The 2,774-nt window shown below is 51.8% G+C and carries 1 protein-coding gene; it reads right to left on the minus strand.

The window, feature by feature from the left end; translation table 11 throughout:
- A partial coding sequence (locus AC1DWB_RS33270; protein ID WP_477545370.1) for a cadherin-like beta sandwich domain-containing protein occupies nucleotides 1–2,774 on the minus strand: 2,774 nt, incomplete at both ends.

The following is a 2,774-nucleotide window of genomic DNA, read 5'->3' on the forward strand; positions in this document are numbered from 1 at the left end:
GCGTTCCCACTTGTCACTGCCGTGCCATTCACCTTTACCGTCGMTTTAACGTCCGCTACAGTCGGCGTTAACGTCAGACTTTCCACTTGATTCGCTACGCTTGCTGTATAGCTGACCGTGCCCGACGCGAACGTCGGATTCAAGGTTGCGCCGCCCGACAGCACCACGTTGCTCAAGTCTGCGTTCGGGCTCAGTGGTGGTGCCACTGCTCTTGTCACCGTTACCGTATACGTCTTCTTTGTGACGCCATCTTCTGCCGTGGCTTCCACTTTAATCGCGGTGTTGCCCACGCCCAGCGCAATCGCGCTAGATGCGTTCCCACTTGTCACTGCCGTGCCATTCACCTTTACCGTCGCTTTAACGTCAGCTACAGTCGGTGTTAGCGTCAGACTTTCCACTTGATTCGCTACGCTTGCTGTATAGCTGACCGTGCCCGACGCGAACGTCGGGTTCAAAGTTGCACCACCCGACAACACCACGTTGCTCAAGTCAGCGTTCGGGCTCAGTGGGGCTGCTGCTCTTGTCACGTTTACCGTGTACGTCTTCTTCGTTACGCCGTCCTCTGCCGTGATTTCCACCTTAATCGCGTTGTTGCCCACGCCCAGAGCAATCGCTTTAGATGCATTCCCGCTTTTGACTACAGTGCCGTTCACCTTTATCGTCGCTGCAGGGTCAAATGCATACGGTGTTAACGTCAGAATATCCTCATTGTACGCTACACTCGCTGTGTAACTGATCGTGTCCCACTCAAACATCGGGCTCAAGAAGGCAGATGATCCCAACATGTACAAGTCGGCGTCCGTGCCCAGTAGTGGCGATACTCGTATTACGTTTACCGTATAGATCTTCTTCGTTGCGCCATCCTCTGCCGTGACTTCCACCTTAATCGCGTTGTTGCCCAGATTCAGCGTAATCGCGTTAGATGCATTCCCGCTTATGACTGCCGTGCCATTCACCTTTACCGTCGCTCTAACGTCCGCTACAGTCGGTGCTAACGTCAGACTTCCCACTATGGCAGCTACGCTTGCTGTATAACTGATCGTGTCCGACGCAAACGTCGAGTCCCAGACTGGGCCGTCTGATAACACCATGTTGCTCAAGTCTGCGTTCGTGCTTAGTAGTGCCGATGCTCGTAATACGTTTACCGTATACGACTTCTTCGTTACGCCGTCCTCTGCTGTGACTTCCACCTTAATCTCTGTGTTGCCCATGCCCAGCGCAATCGCGCTAGATGCATCACCACTTGTAACTTCCGTACCGTTCACCTTTACCATCGCTTTAGCGTCCTCTACAGTCGGTGTTAACGTCAGACTTTCCACTTTATTTGCTACGCTTGCTGTATAACTGATCGTGTCCAACGCAAACGTCGGATCCAAGGTTGTGCCGCCCGATAGCACCATGTTGCTCAAGTCGGCGTTCGCGCTCAGTGGGGCTGCTGCTCTTGTCACCGTTACCGTATACGTCTTCTTTGTGACGCCGTCTTCTGCCGTGGCTTCCACCTTAATCTCTGTGTTGCCCACGACCAGCGCAATCGGGCTAGATTGAGAACCACTTTTAACTTCCGTACCGTTCACCTTTACCGTCGCTCCAAAGTCCACATAAGGTAATAACATTAGATACTCCACTTCGTTCGCTACGCTCGCTGTGTAACTGATCGTCCCCGATGCAAACGTCGGATTCAAGGGTGCGACCTTCATTGATAGGTCCCACAGCTCCATGTTTCTCAAGTCAGCGTTCGCGCTGGCCGCTGCTCTCATCACGTATAACGTATACGTCTTCTTCGTTACTCCGTCCTTAGCTGTGACTTCCACGTTAATCTCTGTCTTGCCCACGCCCAGCATAATCGCGTTAGATGCATTCCCGCTTATAACTGCCGTGCCATTCACCTTTACCGTCGATTTAACGTCCGCTACAGTCGGTGTTAACGTCAGACTTTCCACGTTGTACGCTACAGATACTAAATAACCTGTCGTGTTCGATGCAAAAGTCGGAGTCCAAGATGAGGAGCCTGACAGCACTATGCTGCTCAAGTCGGCGTCCACGATCGTCGTATTATTTACCGTGATCGCAAGCGTCTGCGTTGCTCCTCCGCTGAACGTGAACGTCAAGTTTGTCGTGCCCACTACCTGACTCGCCAAGTACGCTTTCAGAATGGTTACCGTGTTGCCTGTAACGGTATAATCCGTTCCTAGCGTTAGCGGGGTTATGCCTTTCGCGATACCCGTTAGTGTATTTCCATTCAATGTCATCGTTGTCGTCACGTCTAACTGAGCGGACTCTTTCTTATCAAAGCTTGCGATCAGGGGGCTGATCGTGCTATTGTTCGCGCCGTCAATGACGCTCATGTTGGCTGAATGGTAATTGGCGACATAGATTTTGTTCGTTTTGGGATTCACCCCTACTGCATAAGGCCCAATTCCCGCAGCTACCTCCGTCGTCGTGTTGTCCGCGCCGTCAATGATGGTCACGTTGTTTCTACCGTTATTGGCGACATAGATTTTGTTCGTTTCGGGATTCACCCCTACTGCTAATGGCCAGGTTCCCGTAGAAACCATCCTCGTCGTGTTGTTCGCGCCGTCAATGACGGTCACGTCGTTCGAAACATTATTGGCGACATAGATTTTGTTCGTTTTGGGATTCACCCCTACTGCTATAGGTTTAGTTCCCACGGCTACCGTCGTCGTGGTGTTGTTCACGCCGTCAATGACGGTCACGTTATTTGAACTCTGATTGGTGACATAGATTTTGTTCGTTTCGGGATTCACCCCTACTGC

The organism is Paenibacillus sp. P4_E11, assembly GCF_056401635.1.